14 protein-coding genes are annotated in these 17,069 nt (G+C 68.2%); 10 read left to right on the top strand and 4 right to left on the bottom strand.

The features are described from left to right. Nucleotide 1: 1 nt before the first annotated feature. Entirely contained in the window at nucleotides 2-1,216 is a 1,215-nt protein-coding gene (gene wecB / locus ACZ5IK_RS33610) for a non-hydrolyzing UDP-N-acetylglucosamine 2-epimerase (RefSeq protein ID WP_465491396.1), read from the bottom strand. Nucleotides 1,217-1,466: 250 nt separating this feature from the next. Here wecB and ACZ5IK_RS33605 point away from each other — a divergent pair, with 250 nt between their 5' ends. From ACZ5IK_RS33605 to ACZ5IK_RS33575, 7 genes are all read left to right on the top strand, one after another. Beyond that, nucleotides 1,467-1,622: a hypothetical protein gene (locus ACZ5IK_RS33605; RefSeq protein ID WP_168214352.1), complete on the top strand. Its 156-nt coding sequence runs from the start codon at nucleotides 1,467-1,469 to the stop codon at nucleotides 1,620-1,622. An 11-nt stretch (nucleotides 1,623-1,633) separates the two neighbouring features. Next, a complete protein-coding gene (locus tag ACZ5IK_RS33600; protein ID WP_465491395.1) occupies nucleotides 1,634-2,935 on the top strand; it encodes a glycosyltransferase family 2 protein in 1,302 nt (433 codons plus the stop codon). Next, nucleotides 2,932-3,522 carry an RlpA-like double-psi beta-barrel domain-containing protein gene (locus ACZ5IK_RS33595; RefSeq protein ID WP_465491394.1) on the top strand — a complete coding sequence of 197 codons (591 nt, stop codon included), beginning with the start codon at nucleotides 2,932-2,934 and terminating at the stop codon, nucleotides 3,520-3,522. Before ACZ5IK_RS33600 ends, ACZ5IK_RS33595 begins: the two co-directional genes overlap by 4 nt. A gap of 20 nt (nucleotides 3,523-3,542) precedes the next feature. Continuing rightward, the gene (locus ACZ5IK_RS33590; protein WP_465491393.1) at nucleotides 3,543-4,619 is read left to right on the top strand and encodes a M20 family metallopeptidase; all 1,077 of its coding nucleotides are present in this window, start codon (nucleotides 3,543-3,545) and stop codon (nucleotides 4,617-4,619) included. 200 nt (nucleotides 4,620-4,819) lie between these two features. Further along, the gene (locus ACZ5IK_RS33585) at nucleotides 4,820-5,080 is read left to right on the top strand and encodes a hypothetical protein (protein WP_101608972.1); all 261 of its coding nucleotides are present in this window, start codon (nucleotides 4,820-4,822) and stop codon (nucleotides 5,078-5,080) included. 58 nt (nucleotides 5,081-5,138) lie between these two features. Continuing rightward, a complete protein-coding gene (glmS, locus tag ACZ5IK_RS33580) occupies nucleotides 5,139-6,959 on the top strand; it encodes a glutamine--fructose-6-phosphate transaminase (isomerizing) (RefSeq protein ID WP_410599339.1) in 1,821 nt (606 codons plus the stop codon). Between the two features lie 67 nt (nucleotides 6,960-7,026). Continuing rightward, nucleotides 7,027-8,160 carry a serine hydrolase domain-containing protein gene (locus ACZ5IK_RS33575; RefSeq protein WP_465491392.1) on the top strand — a complete coding sequence of 378 codons (1,134 nt, stop codon included), beginning with the start codon at nucleotides 7,027-7,029 and terminating at the stop codon, nucleotides 8,158-8,160. A gap of 617 nt (nucleotides 8,161-8,777) precedes the next feature. Here ACZ5IK_RS33575 and ACZ5IK_RS33570 read toward each other — a convergent pair. Beyond that, on the bottom strand, nucleotides 8,778-11,180 hold the full coding sequence (locus ACZ5IK_RS33570) for a beta-L-arabinofuranosidase domain-containing protein (RefSeq protein ID WP_465491391.1): 2,403 nt from the start codon (nucleotides 11,178-11,180) through the stop codon (nucleotides 8,778-8,780). A 259-nt stretch (nucleotides 11,181-11,439) separates the two neighbouring features. Between ACZ5IK_RS33570 and ACZ5IK_RS33565 the strand changes: the two genes are divergently transcribed. From ACZ5IK_RS33565 to ACZ5IK_RS33555, 3 genes are read left to right on the top strand one after another with little or no spacing between them, the layout of a single operon-like run. Further along, entirely contained in the window at nucleotides 11,440-12,201 is a 762-nt protein-coding gene (locus ACZ5IK_RS33565) for a DeoR/GlpR family DNA-binding transcription regulator (protein WP_465491390.1), read from the top strand. Then, entirely contained in the window at nucleotides 12,198-13,091 is an 894-nt protein-coding gene (locus tag ACZ5IK_RS33560) for a carbohydrate ABC transporter permease (protein ID WP_465491389.1), read from the top strand. The genes ACZ5IK_RS33565 and ACZ5IK_RS33560 overlap by 4 nt, the downstream gene beginning before the upstream one ends. A 3-nt stretch (nucleotides 13,092-13,094) precedes the next feature. Then, nucleotides 13,095-13,922: a carbohydrate ABC transporter permease gene (locus tag ACZ5IK_RS33555; RefSeq protein ID WP_410599335.1), complete on the top strand. Its 828-nt coding sequence runs from the start codon at nucleotides 13,095-13,097 to the stop codon at nucleotides 13,920-13,922. Nucleotides 13,923-14,336: 414 nt separating this feature from the next. Here the strand turns inward: ACZ5IK_RS33555 and ACZ5IK_RS33550 are convergent, their stop codons facing one another. Both ACZ5IK_RS33550 and ACZ5IK_RS33545 read right to left on the bottom strand, forming a co-directional pair. Further along, a complete protein-coding gene (locus tag ACZ5IK_RS33550; protein ID WP_465491388.1) occupies nucleotides 14,337-15,737 on the bottom strand; it encodes a GH1 family beta-glucosidase in 1,401 nt (466 codons plus the stop codon). An 11-nt stretch (nucleotides 15,738-15,748) separates the two neighbouring features. Next, entirely contained in the window at nucleotides 15,749-17,008 is a 1,260-nt protein-coding gene (locus ACZ5IK_RS33545; RefSeq protein ID WP_465491387.1) for an ABC transporter substrate-binding protein, read from the bottom strand. Between the last annotated feature and the right edge of the window lie 61 nt (nucleotides 17,009-17,069).

Here is a 17,069-nt window from a genome sequence, read left to right as displayed (position 1 = left end):
GTCAGACCTCGGCCAGATCGCTCGCGGAGGCGGGCCGGAACGGGGCGGGCAGATCTGCGGTCAGCCCCAGCAGATGCGCGAGTGCCTGCTCGGTCCGTTCGGCGGCGGCGCCGTCGCCGAAGGGGTTGCCGCTGCTCATCATCCGCGTGCGTGCCGCCGGGTCGTTCAGCAGTCGCGTGGCGGTGGAGACGATCTTCTCGCGGTCGGTGCCGACGAGCAGCGCGCAACCGGCGTTCACGGCTTCCATGCGCTCGGTGACGTCACGGAGCACCAGGACCGGGACGCCGAAGGTCGGGGCCTCTTCCTGGATACCGCCCGAATCGGAGAGCACCAGCGTGCTGGCCGCGAGGGTCGCCGCCAGTTCGGGGTAGGGCAGCGACCCGGTGATCAGCACGCCCGGCGTCGTGGCCAGTTCCTCGCGGACCAGGGTGCGTACCTGAGGGTTCGGATGCGCGGGAAGCACCACCCGCAGTTCCGGATCCGAGGCCATCAACTCGGCCACCGCGCGCAGGACCCGGCGCATCGGCTCGCCCCAGGATTCGCGGCGGTGCAGGGTGACCAGCATCAGTTTGACCACGCCGCGGGTCGCGTTCTCGAGCAGCGTCGCCAATTCGGGATCGTGCACCGTGGTGGATTTGTCCGTCACCGTGAGGATCGCGTCGACGACGGTGTTGCCCGCGACGAGCACGTTCTCCTCGGGCACCCCTTCGGCCAGGAGGTTCGCGGCGGCGTCGGGAGTGGGGGCGAGATGGAGCGCGGCCGCCTGGGTCACCAGTTTCCGGTTGAGCTCCTCGGGGAACGGCGCTCCCAGGTCGAACGAGCGGAGCCCCGCCTCGAGGTGCACGACGGGAACACGCCGCCAGAACGCCGACAGCGCCCCGGCCAGCGTCGTCGTCGTGTCGCCCTGGACGACCACGGCGGCGGGCGGGCGTCGCCCGGCTATTTCTTCCAAACCCAGGAGGAGTCCGGAAAGGAGTTCCGGTTGGGACCCCGTTCGTCGGTTCAGTGTCAGCCGTTCATCCGCCGTCAAGCCGAAGGTCGCCAAGGCCTGGTCGACCATTTCGGGATGCTGGCCTGTGGCCACGACCACGGGCCGCATCCGGCCTTCGGAAATCAAAGCCCTGGCCACCGGGGCCAGTTTCACGGCTTCCGGGCGGGTTCCCGCGACCAGCCAGATTTCGGGCACGCCGGCGGTTTCGTTCTGTGCGTTACGCACCTGGTCCTTCTTCCGGGTTCGCGCTTGGTACGGCGTGAATTCGTCGTTGAAGTCACGAAGGAGTGGTAGGTGAGGCGAGGATCACTAACTGATGCACCTTTACGGGGGATCGCCGCCCGCAAACGTTAACACAGACGGGGTAGTGTACCCACCCGAAAGGCTGAATCCCGCTTCACAGGGTGACCCGAGGCTCACGGTCTGAAAACTATGAGTAGATGTTTGGGGCGGCCCGCTGTCCGGAGGAAAAGACATGTCGATGGTGCCGGTGGGCCCGGTCAAGGTTTCCGCGCTCGGAATCGGCGCGACGATGGCGGGCGCGACGGTGAGCACCGTGCTCGCCATGGTGATCGGCGCGATCGCCCTGCTGCTCATGGCGCGTTCGCTACATCTTCGCTTGAAGGACTGAACCACCCGCCCATGACGAACCCCGCCTTCGCCGCGACCATGATGCTGTTGCTCCTGTGGTGGCCGGCGCACAACATCCTGCTCGCGGCGTTCGCGTGGCGCACAGGTCGCCCGCGCCGGTCGGTGGCCGCGCGCGGGGAAGGGATGGAGTTCTGGATCGTGATCCCGGCGCTCAACGAGGAGCGGGTGGTCGGAAACACCGTCCGCACCGCGCTTTCGCTTGGCACGACGCGGAATCCGGTCCGTGTCCTGGTCATCGACGACGGGTCGGACGACGGTACGCCGGGAGTCCTCCGCGAAGTGACCGACCGGCGTCTGCACGTCCTGCGCCGTGATCTCCCGCTGGCCCGGCAAGGCAAGGGGGAGGCGCTGAACGCCGGCTACCGCTACATCCGCCGGTTGTGCCAGGCCGAGGGAAGCGTGCCGCGGACGATCGTCGGCATCATCGACGGGGACGGCCGGGGCAGCCCGGGAATGCTGCGTGAGGTGGCCGACGTGTTCGGCGACCGTGGAATCGGCGCCGTGCAATGCCGGGTGCGTATTCACAATCGGCGCAGCATTCTGGCCCTGTTGCAAGATTTGGAGTTCGGGGCGGTCGCCGACGCGTCGCAAAGCCTGCGCGATCTCGCGGGCAGTGTCGGAATGGGCGGGAACGGGCAATTCACGAGACTCGGCGTGCTGCGCCGTTTCGATCCGGCCCCTTGGTCGGACTGTCTGGTGGAGGACCTCGAACTCGGGCTGAGGCTGCATGTCGCCGGTATTCGGATGAGGTACGTGAAATCGGCGTGGGTGACGCAGCAGGGTCTCGTCGATCTGCGCAGGCTGCTGCGGCAACGTACTCGGTGGGCGCAGGGCAATTTGCAGTGCGCAAGGCATTTGCGGGAATTGCTGGCCTCGCGTCACGTCGGCAGTATCGGTCTCTTGGACTTCCTCGCCTATCTCGTGACGCCTTGGTTGACGGTGCCGTTGTCCTTGGTGATTTCGCTGTTGTTCGTGGGCACGCTCGTCGCTTCGTGGTCGGGCGTCACCTTGGGCGGGCTGATCGCGCCGCCGTCGGCGTTGCCGGGCGCGGCGTTGATCGGCGTGATCGTGTTGCTGGTCCCCGGTGTGGTGTGGGCGATCGTGCACCGGCTGCGGCTCGGTGAGGAACCGTTCCACCGCTGCCTGCTCGCTGGCCTTCTCTATCCGGGATTCCTGGTGCTCGGCGTGATCGCCACCTGGCGCGCGCTGTTCCGCGTGCTGGCCCGCCGCAACAGCTGGACCAAAACCGAGCGGCTGAACGAGGACGAGACCGTCTCCGCCGGAGTGGCGTGACCCGGCGAGGTCGCCTGCTCGCCGCGGTGCTCCTGGTGTGCTCCCTCGCCGGTTGCGGGGTGGAGGAATCGACAGGCTGGACGGCGACCGTCTACTACACCGCCGTCGAGGAGTTCCACGACGAACCCCCGGTCGGCGTCCGGGGCTGCCCGGACCGCGACTGTGCTTTCGGCGACGCCGATCTGGGGCGGCATCCGGCGGGCTTCGTCGCGGCGGTGCGCGAGGAGGGAACCGGCCGCCTCGAAGCGGGCGGGTATCTCAACTGGTCCCACAACGTCGGCTATTGGCTGGACTCCGAGCCCCGGGACGCGGCCGGTGACGCGCTGCGCCCGTTCGTCTCGGCTGCCGCTGATCCGGGAGTGCTCGCCAGGGGGACGGCGTTCCGGCTTCGGGACTGCGGCCGTCTTCCGGCGGGCGAGGTGTGCGCACGCCTGCTCGACGCGCGCTGGGTGGTCGTCGACGAGTTCACCCCGGGCTTCGGCGGTGACCGGCACGTGGATCTCTACCTCGGCGAGGAAACCGGACCCGGTTTCACCACGGGCCCGTGGTACGCGACGTTGGCCGGGGCCACTGTCGCGCAGGAGTGAGCATGCGCGAAGGTGTTCGGATGACTGCCGACGCGATGATCGAAGACCTCAGGACACTCGTCGAAATCGAGTCGCCTTCGGGGGACCTCAAGGCTTTGACGGCCTCGGCCGAGGCCGTCGCCGCCCTCCTCGAGAGCCGCCTCGGCGGTACGGCGACCCTGACGGAGAGCGCGGCCGGGCCCCACGTCCGGTGGTCCGGAGGTGGTGAGCCCCGTGTGCTGATCCTGGGGCACCACGACACCGTGTTCCCGATCGGCACGCTGGCCCGCCGCCCGTTCGCGGTGACCGGAGGCAGGGTGACCGGCCCCGGGGTGTTCGACATGCTCGGCGGGCTGGTGCAGGCGATCCACGGCCTGGCGGCACTCGACGATCTGACCGGTGTCGAGATCCTGGTGACGGCTGACGAAGAAACGGGCTCGCACGAATCCCGCGCGCTCATCGAGGAACGCGCCCGCGCGTGCGGCTCGGTGCTCGTGTTCGAAGGGGCGGCCGACGGCGGCGGCCTCAAGATCGGGCGCAAGGGATGCGGCAAGTTCGAGGTCGTCATCACCGGCCGGGCGTCGCACGCCGGTCTCGAACCCGAAGCCGGGGTGAACGCGCTGACCGAAGCCGCGCATCAGGTGCTGGCCATCGCCGCGCTCGGCAGGCAGGCGGCCGGGACGAGCGTCACCCCCACCGTCGCTTCGGCGGGAACCGCGAGCAACGTCGTTCCCGCCTCCGCGACCGTCGTGGTCGACGTCCGCGTCGAGTCCTCCGAGGAGAAGGAGCGCGTCGAAGCGGGGTTCGCCGCGCTGACCCCGCGTCTCGACGGGGCGGAAATCCTGGTACGAGGCGGGATCCACCGGCCGCCGATGCCCGAGTCGGCCGCCGCGGAGCTCTTCGCCGTGGCGGAACGGCTGCTGCCCGGTGTCGCCGGGGTCGCCGTCGGCGGCGGGAGCGACGGCAACCTCACGGCCGCGATCGGCGTCCCGACCCTCGACGGGCTGGGCGCCGTCGGCGGCGGCGCGCACGCTGATCACGAGTACCTGCTGGTCGAGTCGATGGTGGAGCGGGCGAACCTCGTCACCGGGCTCGTGGCGGCGATCCGGGACCGCTGACCGCTGACCACTTCCCCTGTGTCATGAAAGGGGCTTTCAGGACAAATTTCGTCCTGAAAGCCCCTTTCATGACATCCGGCCACCCAGGTTGCACCGGCGTGCGACGGCCAATTGCGACTACGAGCGGGCCAATTAGCCAGTTTTTGCCCGATTTCGGGCAAGAACTGGCGTTTCGGGACCCCGCTGTGCATGATGGGGGTGTGGAGGACGCGGACATCGTCGAGCAGGTGGCCCTGTCGACGGGTCTGTCGACGGCCATCGCCGCCCGTGTCGTCGAGGACGTCCTGGCGTTCTACCGGCAGCCGGTCGAGCAGTACGTCCGGTCGCGGCACGCTCAGTTGCAGGGCGAAGGCAGGAAGAATCCCGAGATCTTCCCCCTCATCGCCGGGGAACTGGGCGCGCGGCTCGTCGCGCCTCCCGAACTGTCCGAGCGGCAACTGCGCCGCATCGTCTACGGCTGACGGAGCACGCCCGGTCTCGCGTGCCATTCGTCCGTTTTCTTTGTGAGGTTGACTCGTCATGTGCGGAATCGTCGGCTACATCGGCGGTCAGAACGCCGCCCCGATCCTGATCGAGGGGCTCACGCGGCTGGAATACCGCGGCTACGACTCGGCCGGGATCTCCGTCCTGGGCGGTAAAGGCGCGCAGGTGCACCGGATCGTGGGGCGGGTGCGGAACCTGACGGCGGCCCTGCCCAAGCGGCTCGCGGGCAAGGTCGGCATCGGGCACACGAGGTGGGCGACGCACGGCCCGGCGACCGAGGCGAACGCCCATCCGCACGTCTCCGAGGACGGGCGGATCTCCGTGGTGCACAACGGGATCATCGACAACGCCGACAGCCTGCGCGAGCAGCTCGGCCAGGCCGGGGTGACGCTGACCTCCGAGACCGACACCGAAGTGCTCGCCCACCTCATCGCGAGGTCGGGTGCGAAAACCCTCGAAGACGCCGTCGTCGAGGCCGTTTCCCGGGTCACCGGTACCTACGCGATCGCCGTGACCGACACCGAGCACCCCGACCGCGTCGTGGTCGCGCGGAACGGTTCGCCGCTGATCATCGGAGTCGGCGACCGGGAGATGTTCGTGGCCAGCGACCTGTCCGCGCTGGTCCGGCACACCTCGCAGGTGGTGCACCTCGACGACGGCGAGTTCGCCAGTGTCTCGGCGACGGGCTACCGCACCTTCACCGTCGACGAGAGCGACACCGGCAAGGCCGCGACGGCGATCGACATCAAGGCGGACGACCTCGACCTCGGCGGTCACCGGCACTACATGTACAAGGAGATCCAGGAGCAGTCGGAATGCCTGGAGCGCATGATCCGGGGCCGCCTGGACGACCGCTTCGGAGTGTCCCGTTTGGACGGTCTGAACCTGACTCCCCGTGACCTGCGCGGTTTCGCCAGGGTGAAGATCCTCGGTTGCGGCTCGGCGTACTACGCCGGGCAGATCGGCGCGACCATGATCGAGGACCTGGCGCGGGTCCCGGCCGACGCGGAGGCCGCGTCCGAGTTCCGCTATCGCAACCCCATCATCGAGGCCGACACCCTCTACATCGCGGTCAGCCAGTCCGGCGAAACCGCGGACACCGCCTTCGCCGTCGAAGAGGTCAAGCGCAAGGGCGGCCGGGTGATCGGTCTGGTCAACGTCGTCGGCTCGACGATCGCGCGGGCCTGCGAGGGCGGCCTGTACCTGCACGCGGGGCCGGAAATCGCCGTCGCTTCGACGAAGGCGCTCACCAACATGGCCGTCGGTTTCGCGATGATCGCGCTGGCGCTGGGCCGGGTCCGCGATCTGTCCAATGCGGACGGACAGCGGATCGTGGCCGCCATCCGAGCCCTGCCGAAGCAGGTCGCGTCCATTGTGGAGGCGGAGTCGCAGATCGCCGAGCACGCCAAGACCTGCGCGGACGCGCGGAGCCTGTTCTTCATCGGCCGCGTCCGGGGTTTCCCGGTGGCACGGGAAGGCGCGCAGAAGTTCAAGGAGATCTCGTACCGGCACGCGGAGGCCTACCAGACCTCGGAACTCAAGCACGGCCCGCTCGCGCTGATCGACGAGTCGCTGCCCACGGTCGCGATCGTGCCGTTCGACGACCTCGCCGACCGCAACCTCGCCGCGATGCAGCAGATCAAGGCCCGCAAGGGTCCGGTCCTGGCGATCACGCACGACGACGTCGACTTCGGCGACCTCGACGTGCCGCGGTTCGTCGTCCCGCGTTCGGAGCCGGAACTCGACCCGATCCTGCTCACGATCCCGCTGCAGTTGCTGGCCTACCACGCCGCGCTGATCCTCGGCCACGACATCGACAAGCCGCGGAACCTCGCGAAGTCGGTCACCGTGGAGTGACCCTGATCTTCGAAGATCAGGCATCTCCCTGATGTCCCCGGCGTCTCACGCGGACATCATCTGTGACATGAAACTTCCAGTTGTCACAGCAGTCGCCGTCGTCGCGGCGGTCCTCACCTCGGTGCCGGCCGCCGCGACACCCTGCCTCGGAAAGCCCGATCCCGCCGCGTTGTCGGCGGCGATCGCGGGTCTGCCGGACAAGGACACGACGGGTGCGCTGGTCCGGGTCACCGGCCGGTCCGGTGCGTGGTCCGGCACCTCGGGGGAGTCCGACGTTCGCACGCATGCCCCGGTCCGGCCGGACGGGTTCTTCCGGATCGGCAGCACCACCAAGGTCTACACCGCCGTCATGGTGCTCCAGCTGGCGCAGGAGAACAGGATCGACCTCGAACAGCCGGTTCAGCGGTATCTCCCCGGGCTGCTCCCGGCGGGCTATCCGCCGGTGCCGGTGCGCACCCTGCTCGACCACACCTCCGGGTTGCCGTCGGTGGACATCCCCGGTCTCTACGAGCCGGAGTGGATCCTCGCGCATCGCTACGAGCACTGGAGCCCGCGCGAGGTGGTGGACACCGCGCTGCGCCATCCGATCGACTTCCAGCCCGGTACGGCCCAGAAGTACACGAACACCGCTTACGTCACGGCGGGAATGCTCGTCGAGAAGGTGACGGGACAGTCCTACGCCCGCAATCTGCGCGATCGCATCACCGTGCCGCTCGGCCTTTGGGAGACCTTCTACCCGGAGGACGACCCGCGTCTGCCGAACCCGGCCGCGCGCGGTTATCTCGACGTGGACGGGGAACTGGTCGACGTCACCGAGATGAACCAGTCCATCCCCGGCGCCGCCGGCGCGATCGTCTCCACGGCCGGGGACCTCGACAAGTTCATCACCGGTCTGTTCGGGGGCCGGCTGCTCGGTCCCTCGGTGATGCCGCGCCTGTTCGCCGTGCCGGACGTGCCCATGGCCGACGGCAACGGCCGGGCGAGCTACAGCCAGGGCTTGATGAAGCTGACCCTGAACGGGCTCACCGTCTGGGGAAAGACCGGCAGCCGGTACGGCTACGCGAGCGGGATCTTCGCCACCCAGGACCTTGCCAGGGTGGTGGCCTACTCGGTCAATCCCACGGTGAAATCCCCGGACGGCCAGCCGCTCATCGTGCAGAAGATCGCGGAAGCGGCGAGCAGGAGCCTGCCGAAGAACTAGGGTCGTGAGTGGCGATTCGGGTCAGGGCCAAGGGTATCTTGGTCGCCTACCGGCTTCTGGCTGCGGTCGTTCACGGGGGCGGGCTGTGAAGGGCCCCTTGCCTAACCTTGACAATAGTGATGGGGGCCTTCACCACTGTCGTGATCGCCACGGTCGCCACTTTCACCCACGCCCGCAGTCATAGCAACTGCGTGTGAAGGCCCCCTTCCCTCGGCTAGACGTCAGGGTTCCGGCAAAGTCGGCTATCCGCTGGTCGCAGGGGTGAGGGAGTGGGCTCGTAGCCCGTGGCCTGACACGCTCCTCGGATGTCCACAGAGGACAGTCTCGGCGCATATCTGCCCGATTTGAGCGGTTTGCGGGGAGGTCGTGAGCGGTAAAGGTCGTTCTAACGCTTCTTGACACTCACGACCCTCGCGTGAAACCGCGCAAAGCGCCTGAATCAGGCATCAGGACCATCCTTCAGTCCCTTGTGGACAGTCGCACCCCACCGGGCGACAACCAGCCCGCTGGAAGCCCTCGAAACCTGACACGTGCGGATGGCCGACTTTGCCGAGACCCTGGCGCCTCACGTACTTCCGGGGTGACCAGGGCGCCGGTACCTGGTGTCGCGAAAGCGCCTAGTCCAGCAGGCGCCACAGGTGGTCCGCGGTCCCGTTGTCGTCGAACTGCACGACGATCGCCGAGTCCGCCGTGGACATGAGGTCCACGCCGAGGACCTTGCTCGAATTGCGGTTCTGGAGTCGGAACCACCCGTCCCCGTTGTCCAGGAACCGCCAGAGGTGGTCGGCGGTGCCGTTGTCGTCGAATTGGACGACCCGCGCCGAGTTCGCCGTGGACATCTGGTCCACGCCCAGGACTTTGCCGGAGTTGCGGTTCTTGACGCGGAACCAGCCATCGCCGTTGTCGATGGTGCGCCACAGATGGTCCGCGGTGCCGTTGTCGTGGAACTGCACGACCTGCGCCGAGTCCGCCGTGGACATCCGGTCCACGCCGAGGAGCTTGCCGGAGTTGCGGTTCTCGATCCGGGTCCAGCCGGTCCGCCACGGCCGTGATCCACCGGTCCGCGGGAACGACGTCACCCGCAGTCGCGCGGCGCCCATCGGGATCAGGGTGACGCGCTGGACCGGTGTGGTCACGGCGACCGGGCTGTCGGCGAGTTCGTCGATCACGTTCTGCTCGCTCGCCTGCCACGCGTCGATGCGCTGGGCGTCGGTGGTGAGCCGGACCGGGCTGTTCGCCGGGGTGAACGGGTCGAGCGGGTTCCCGCCCGTCGTGACGACCGTGAACGCGGCCTGCGGCACCAGGCCGTAGTTCCACGCGGAGCCGGGCCGGACCTCGTGGACGGGCCATTGGTCGTCGCCCGCGACCCGGCTCCAGTTCTCCTGGATCGCGAGGGAGAACGTCAGCGGCCCGCGGTCGACCGAGACGGAACCGTGGTTGCGGGCCCAGACCCGTGTGCGGGTGGTCATCGGCAGCCGCAGGGTGACGCGGTCGCCGGTCCGCCAGACCCGGCGGACGGTTTCGTACCGCGGACCGCCGCTCACGGCGACCGTGCCGCCGTTCACCGACAGCGCCGGTGCCGGGCACCAGCCGGGAATCCTGACCTGGAAAGGGAAATCCGTCGGCTTCGGCAGCGAGAAGGTGAACGTGATGGTGTCGGAGAACGGATAGCCGGTCGTCTGCGTGATGGTCACCGGAGTGCCGCCGGCGACTTTCGCGGTCACCGCGGACGCGCCGTACAGCATCGCGCAGAGACCTCCGCCCGCCGTCGCCTGCCACATCTCTTCGACGTAGTACGGCCAGCCCATCCCGTAGTTGTGCGGGCAGCACCGGTAGTTGTCGATCCCCGGTTCGTACGCCTGCATGGTGAAGTCGTTGTCGAACTGGCTCAACGTCTTCGGCTGCCGATCGAGCTGGATCCCGTTCGCCGAGGTCACGTAGTGCACGCCTCGCCCGGCCGGATCCAGCGCGGCGGGAAGCAGATTGAAAGCGAGCTCCTCGACGCGGTCGGCCCAGACGGGATCGCCGGTCGTCCTGGCGAGGATCTCGTGGCTCATCATGTACTCGACGATCCCGCAGGTTTCGAAGCCCTGCCGGGGATCGTCGTAGCCGGGCCGGACGTTCTCGTCACCGGCGAAACCGCCGCCGGGGAACTGGCCGTAGCGGCCCTGGATCCGGTCGTAGTTCGCGTACGCGCTCGCGCGATGCGCCGGATCGCCGGAGAGGACCCAGAACTGGCCCGGTTCGCGGAAACCCTGGGTGATGTTGACGTTGTGCGCGGTGGGCAGGTTGTCCACCCAGTTCGCCGAGTGGCGGTGGATGGTGCGGACGAGATCCAGCAGGAACGGCTCGCCGGTGCGATTGTAGAGCCAGTAGACGACGTCGATCGTGTCGGCCCAGCGGGTGTTGCCCCAGCCGTCGGTGTACACGGACACCGGTTGTGCCGCCATGAAACGGAAGTAGCGGCTGAGGAACGGGACGACCCGGGCGTCCTTTGTGTACTCCTCGTACGAGCGCAGCGCGTGCAGCATCGGCATGTGCGGCCAGAGGTCCGCGTGGCCCGACTGCCGGGTGCGCAGCTCGGACGGCCCGAAGAACCCGTCCGGGGCCTGGGTGGCGAGGATCGCGTCGATCCAGCGGCGCGTGTCGGCCAGCACGCGGGCGTCGCCGGTGACGTAGCCGAGGTCGCCGTAACCGCGCAGCCAGTACGGCACCTCCTCCCAGCCTCTCAGCTCGGGCCGCGTCCAGCCGGTCTTGTCGAACGCGAGGTAATGCGAGACCTCCTGGTAGCGGCCGTTGAGGCCGTCGAGCTGCTTGCGGAGCTGGGTGGCCAGCCAGCCGCCTGCCTTCGCCGAGCCGGGCGGGAGCCGGACCAGGGGAGCGGGCAGCAGCGGCGCGCGGTTCGCCACATAGGGCGTGGCGGCCGCTGCTTCGGCCGTGGCTGTGGCTTGCGTGCCGACGCCGACGACAAGGCCTGTCGCGAGGGTGGCTTTGAGGAAGTTGCGGCGGGGGACTGACATGGGGTTTCCCCTTTCCTGGCCCGGTGCGACCAGATTTACATCGTTGATACAACGTTGTAAATCCGCCGTTCGGTCGGTCCGAACGGGCAAACCAGCCGTCGATTCGGGCAACACCGCAGGAAACTCCACCCGGCGTTGTGTCCTCAATGGACAGTGCGCTGCGGAGAGCGCCCGGTTACCGAGGGGTTCCGTTGTCGGACCGGTGAGAAAGCAACTATTGTCGCCATGACCGCTCATCCGCCAGGGCAGGAGGTGACCGTTGTACGCCGAGGAGCGGCAACGCGCCATTCTCAAGCAAGCCCGGCAGGACGGCCGCGTCGACGTGGCGACACTCGCGGCCGCTTTCGAGATCACCAGCGAGACGGTCCGCCGTGACTTGACGGCGTTGGAGCGCAGCGGGGTGCTGCGCCGGGTGCACGGCGGCGCGATCCCGGTCGAGCGGCTGGGCATCGAGCCCGGCCTCGACGCCCGCGACACGGTGATGACAGCGGAAAAGGACCGCATCGCCGCCGCCGCGCTGGACGAGATCCCCGCCGAGGGCGCGATCCTGCTGGACGCGGGCACCACCGTGGGACGCTTGGCGGGCCTCATCCCCGCCGACCGCGAACTGACCGTGGTCACCCCGTCCCTGCCCAACGCCTGCGCCCTCGCCAACCGGCCCGGCATCACGCTGATGCTGGTCGGCGGAAGACTCCGAGGCCACACTATGGCCTCGGTCGACAGCTGGGCTCTCGACACCCTCAAGGACACCTACGTCGACGTCGCCTTCATCGGCGCCAACGGCCTTTCCGTCGAACGAGGGCTCACCACGCCGGACACCGCCGAGGCGATGGTCAAGCGCGCGGCCATCGCGTCCGCGCGGCGGACGGTGCTGCTGGCCGATCACACCAAGATCGGCAACGACCACTTCGCCCGGTTCGGTGACCTCGGGGACGTCGACACCCTGATCACCGACGCCGGCGTCGATCCCCGGATCGCCGACGAGATCACCCAGACCGGCGTCAAGGTGATCACCGTTTGAGGCGAACGGGCGAGCGGCTCGCCGGATACCTGATGACAGCGCCGTTCTACGTCCTGTTCGGCGTTTTCGGCCTCTTCCCCCTGCTCTACACCGCCTGGGTGGCGGTGCACCACTGGCATCTGATCAACGGCGACACCGGGTTCGCCGGGCTCGGCAACTTCGCCGTCCTGCTCCAGGATCCGCACTTCTACAACGCGCTCTTCAACACGGTCAGCATCTTCTTCCTCTCCACCGTCCCCCAGCTGCTCGCCGCGCTCGGGCTCGCCGCGCTGCTCGACCGCCCGTTGCGCGCGCGGACCCTGTGGCGGGCCAGTGTGCTGTTGCCCAACGTCGTCTCGGTGGTCGCGGTGGCGCTGGTGTTCAGCCAGCTCTTCGCCGAGGACTACGGCGTCGTCAACTGGGCGCTGGGCCTGGTCGGTCTGGACCCGGTGGACTGGCGGTCGGACCGGTTCGCCTCGCATGTCGCGGTGAGCGTGATGGTGATGTGGCGCTGGACCGGCTACAACGCGCTGCTCTACCTCGCGGCCATGCAGTCCGTGCCGCAGGAGCGCTACGACGCCGCCATGCTCGACGGCGCCTCGCGCTGGCGGACGTTCTGGTCGATCACCGTGCCCGCGATCCGGCCGACCATCGCCTTCACCGTCGTCGTGTCGACCATCGGCGGGCTGCAGCTGTTCGCCGAACCTCAGTTGTTCGACGACACCGGAACCAACGGGACCGGCGGCGCCGACCGGCAGTTCCAGACTCTCGCCATGTACTTGTACGAGAAGGGGTTCGGCGAGTTCGACGCCGGATACGCGGCGGCCATCGCGTGGCTGCTCTTCCTGTTCTCGGCGGGCTTCGCGCTGGTCAACTTCTCGCTCGTGCGCCGGATCCGGGGCGGTGAGTGAGGCGTGGCGGCCAGGGAACGGACCGGGTTCGTCGTCTACGGGCTGCTGCTCGCCGTCGGCATCGCCTCGATCTTCCCGCTGTACTGGTCGTTCGTGGTGTCCTCCAAGGACAATTCCGCCCTCGGCGAGACCACCCCGCCGCTGCTGCCCGGCGGCAACCTGATCGAGAACGTGGGCAAGGTCTTCGAGACGGTCGACTTCTGGCTGGCGATGCAGAACTCGCTGATCGTCGCCGGAACGGTGACCGTCTCGAACGTGCTGCTCTCCAGCATGGCCGGATTCGCCTTCGCGCGCCTGCGGTTCCCCGGCCGCGACTCGCTGTTCCTGGTCGTCATCGGCACCGCCATGGTGCCCGCACAGCTCGGGGTCATCCCGCTCTACCTGGTGGTCGGCGAACTCGGCTGGTACGGGCGGCTGGAGGCGGTGATCGTGCCCGGCCTGGTCGGCGCCTTCAGCGTGTTCTGGATGCGGCAGGCGTGCGAAGAAGCGATCCCGGGCGAACTGCTTGACGCCGGCCGTGTCGACGGCTGCTCGACGGCGCGGCTGTTCTGGAGCGTCGCCATGCCCGCCATCCGCCCCCAGGCCGCCGTACTCGCGATGCTGACGTTCATGACCGCGTGGAACGACTTCTTCTGGCCCTTGATCGTGCTCGATCCCAACGCGCACCCGACGGTCCAGGTGGCACTGTCGCGGCTGGCCAGCGGCTACTTCACCGACTACTCGCTGATGCTCACCGCGGCCACGCTCGGTGTCCTGCCGGTCATCGTGCTGTTCATCCTGCTGGCCAGGAAGGTGGTCGACGGCGTCATGCGCGGCGCGCTACGGGGTTGACGCAACCCTCGGCTCGTCGATATGTCATGAAAGGGTCTTTCAGGACATATTTCGTCCTGAAAGACCCTTTCATGACACTCGGGTCAGGTCGCGGCGCTCGGTACTGACTTCGGACGGCATTCACAACCCCCGGGTGTTATGAACGGGACTTTCATTGCAAAATTTGCAATGAAAGTCCCGTTCATAAACCTTCGAGGAGCTGTGACCGGACCGGTCACGATCAGCCGTGCTACGTCGAGCACGCCGGGAGCTTTCCAGGTAGCCCTTCCGTAGCGCCTCGACCCGCTCGAAACCGTGTGGATTTTGGTGCGTTGGACGACCAGCAATCCACACGGTCCCGCCTGACCGGTCCGATCATGACGGCAGGGCAGCCGGACACGGTGAGGTGTGTGGAAATAGGGACACTCAACGTCCCTATTTCCACACACCCTCACCTGGGTCGCTCACGACTCCCTCGAGCCCGTTGCGCGCCACCACGTCCGCGTAGAACCGGGCGCTGTCCTTGAGCGTCCGCTCCTGGGTGCCGAAGTCGACGTGCACGAGGCCGAACCGCTGCGTGTACCCCATGGCCCATTCGAAATTGTCCAGCAGCGACCAGGCCATGTAGCCGCGGATGTCGGCGCCGCGTTCGATCGCGTCGTGGACGGCGGCGAGGTGCTCGGCGAAGTACCGCACGCGTTTCGCGTCGTGCACGCGACCGTCCACGACCTCGTCCTCGAAGGCGGCCCCGTTCTCGGCGATCACGAGCGGCAGGCCGGGGCAGTGGTCACGCAGCCACAGCAGCAGATCGGTGAACGACTCCGGTCGCTGCTCCCAGCCGAGCGAAGTCAGGTCGCCGCGTGGTGGGGTGACGTCCATCCCGCGCAGGCCGGGCAACGGGCAGTTGCTGTCGGCCTCGGGGTCGGCGAGCGGGACCGCGCGGGCCGGCGCGTAGTAGTTGACGCCCAGGACGTCGAGCGGCTGCGCGACGAGCTCCAGATCGCCGTCCGCGATCGCCGCTTCGAGCGTGCCGAGATGCTCCAGATCCGCCAGCAGTTCGGGCGGATAGCCGCGGCCGAGCAGCGGGTCGAGGAAGAACCTGTTGTGCAGGAAGTCGAATTTGCGCGCGGCCTCACGGTGCTCGGCGTCGTCCACATCGGTCAGCACCGGCGCGAAGTTGAGCACGATGGACACTTCCTGCTCGCCGCCGCCCGCGCGCAACGCCTGCGCTGCCAGCCCGTGCGCGAGCATCAGGTTGTGCCCCGCCACCAGCGCGGCGCCCTCGTCCTGGATGCCCGGCGCGTGGTCGCCGTTGCCGTAGCCGATGAAGGCGGCGCAGAACGGCTCGTTGATCGTGGTCCATTGCCGGACGCGGTCGCCGAGTGCCTTGTGGACGGTCAGGGTGTAGTCGGCGAAGAGGCTCGCGACATCGCGGTTGGGCCAGCCGCCTTCCTCCTGCAACGCCTGCGGCAGATCCCAGTGGTAGAGCGTGACCATCGGGGTGATCCCGTGCTCCAGCAACGTGTCGACAAGGCGATCGTAGAAGGCGAGCCCGCGCGGTTCGACCGTGCGGCCGTCCGGCATGACCCGCGACCACGCGACCGAGAAGCGGTAGTACGGCACGCCGAGTTCGCTCAGCAGGCCGACGTCCTCGCGATAGCGCCGGTAGTGGTCGCACGCCGGGTCGCCGGTGGCGCCGTCGAGCACCAGGCCCGGTCGCGCGGTGAAGGTGTCCCAAATGGACGGTCCGCGGCCGTCGGCGGTCGTCGAGCCCTCGATCTGGTACGCCGCCGTGGCCGTTCCCCAGCGGAACCCGGCCGGAAACCCGCGTGTCACGCCGTCCCCGCTCATTTGGCGGCCGCGGCGCGGCCTTCGGTCGCGGCCTGGGTCCAGGCCTGATCGAGCGTCTGCCTTCCCTCTTCGACCCGGCCGAGCGCGTGCCCGTACACGGGCCGCACCTCACCGTCGCGCAGCCCGCGATAGTTCGGGCGCAGGGCTTCGGCGGACGCGGCGAAGATCTTGCCGACCGGGGCGTCGCTGAAGTACTTGCTGGTGTGGGAAAGCACGGCGCCGTCCTGGTAGGCGCCCAGCGCGCTCGGCAGCAGGCCGCTTTCCAGGAAGATCCGCTTCTGCTGTTCCGGCGAGGTGAGCCAGACGGCGAGGTCGTAGGCCTCCTTGCGGTGCTCGCCCTGTTTCGGAACGGTCAGGAACGACCCGCCCCAGTTGCCCGCCTTGCCGGGAACCGAGGTGACGTCCCATTTGCCCGCGAGTTCCGGGCCGCCCGCCTCCTCGATCTGGGTGAGCATCCAGGCGGGGCAGGTGATGGCGGCGAACCGGCTCTGCTTGATCGCCACCGTCCACGGCTGGGTGAAGGTGGTGACGGCGGCCGTCTCCTTCTTCAGCGCCATCCCGCCCGCCAGGTCGAAGGCCTTGCGTACGTTCGGGTTCGTGTCGCCGACGAACGTGTCGTCCTTGGCGAAGTAGTTCTCCTGAGCCTGGTTGAGCATCGCCGTGTAGATGGTGCCCGCCGAGTCGGCGAACTTGACGTCCGGCGCCCTCGAGCTGAACTTCTCGCCGGTTTCGGCGAACTTCTCCCAGGTCGGCCACAGCGCGGCCACCTGGTCGCGGTCGGTCGGCAGACCGGCGTTCGCGAACAGATCGCGGCGGTAGCAGAGGGCGAGGCTACCCATGTCGGTGCCGAGGCCCATCACGAACTTCCCGTCGTTCGCGGTGCCCTGGTCCCATTTCCAGCCTGGCCAGTTCGCGCGGAGGCCCTGCGCGCCGAATTCGGACAGATCGGTGAACTTGTCCGTGGACTGGCGGAACTTGGGGAGGTACTGCTCCTCGATCGCCACCACGTCCGCGCTGCCGCGTCCGGCGCCGAGGCCGGTGGCGAGCTGACGGTGGTGCGTCTCGAAGTCGGCGACCCGGCCCTCGACCGTGATCCCCGGATGCGCCTTCTCGTACTCGTCGAAGAGCTTCTCGTAGCCGAATTCGCCGAAGGTGGCGACGGTCAGCTTGATCGGTCCGCCGGATTCCGCCGGCTTTCCCGAACAGCCGGTGAGCAGCAGCGCGACGGCCGCCAATCCGGCCAGCAGGCGGGTCATGGCTCTCCTCGGTCGTGCGCGATTCACGGACTGCAGGCGAATTATGTCGTGGTGATCCGGC

The sequence above is a fragment of the Amycolatopsis sp. NPDC031561 genome, from assembly GCF_055580625.1.
The sequence above is the reverse complement of the archived record's forward strand: the minus strand, read 5'-3'. Positions and strand labels throughout refer to the sequence as shown.

Bases quoted from the DNA above. Each gene is read 5' to 3' on its own strand.
- ACZ5IK_RS33575 (WP_465491392.1), top strand. From the start codon at position 7,027: ATGAAACTTCCAGTTGTCACAGCAGTCGCCGTCGTCGCGGCGGTCCTC.
- ACZ5IK_RS33545 (WP_465491387.1), bottom strand. From the start codon at position 17,008: ATGACCCGCCTGCTGGCCGGATTGGCGGCCGTCGCGCTGCTGCTCACC.
- glmS (WP_410599339.1), top strand. From the start codon at position 5,139: ATGTGCGGAATCGTCGGCTACATCGGCGGTCAGAACGCCGCCCCGATC.
- ACZ5IK_RS33600 (WP_465491395.1), top strand. From the start codon at position 1,634: ATGACGAACCCCGCCTTCGCCGCGACCATGATGCTGTTGCTCCTGTGG.
- ACZ5IK_RS33605 (WP_168214352.1), top strand. From the start codon at position 1,467: ATGTCGATGGTGCCGGTGGGCCCGGTCAAGGTTTCCGCGCTCGGAATC.
- ACZ5IK_RS33570 (WP_465491391.1), bottom strand. From the start codon at position 11,180: ATGTCAGTCCCCCGCCGCAACTTCCTCAAAGCCACCCTCGCGACAGGC.
- ACZ5IK_RS33590 (WP_465491393.1), top strand. From the start codon at position 3,543: ATGACTGCCGACGCGATGATCGAAGACCTCAGGACACTCGTCGAAATC.